Source organism: Shewanella sp. AC91-MNA-CIBAN-0169, assembly GCF_040310165.1.
GTDB lineage: Bacteria > Pseudomonadota > Gammaproteobacteria > Enterobacterales > Shewanellaceae > Shewanella.
Map to the genome: position 1 here is coordinate 1 of NZ_JBEOPM010000128.1, position 267 is coordinate 267.

Sequence of the window (267 nt, forward strand, 5' to 3'; positions counted from 1 at the left end):
GCGTAAGCATACGTTACCCATTTTATCTAACGTATTACTCGTGGTAGAAAATGGCCAGCTTTCAATGACAGGGACCGACCTTGAAATTGAATTAGTGGCGAGCGTGTTTGTAGGTGATGATGTTGCCGATACCAAGCTCACATTACCGGCTAAAAAATTACTCGATATTTGTAAAAGTTTACCGGATGGTTCTGATCTTACTTTAAGCTTGCAAGACCATCAGCTACTTTTAACCAGTGGTAAAAGTCGTTTTTCATTGACCACATT

General features: G+C 40.1%; 1 pseudogene. It reads left to right on the forward strand.

Features of this window, described 5'->3' with window-relative positions:
* Positions 1-267, forward strand: a pseudogene (locus AAEY98_RS22400) (DNA polymerase III subunit beta); the annotation flags it as partial.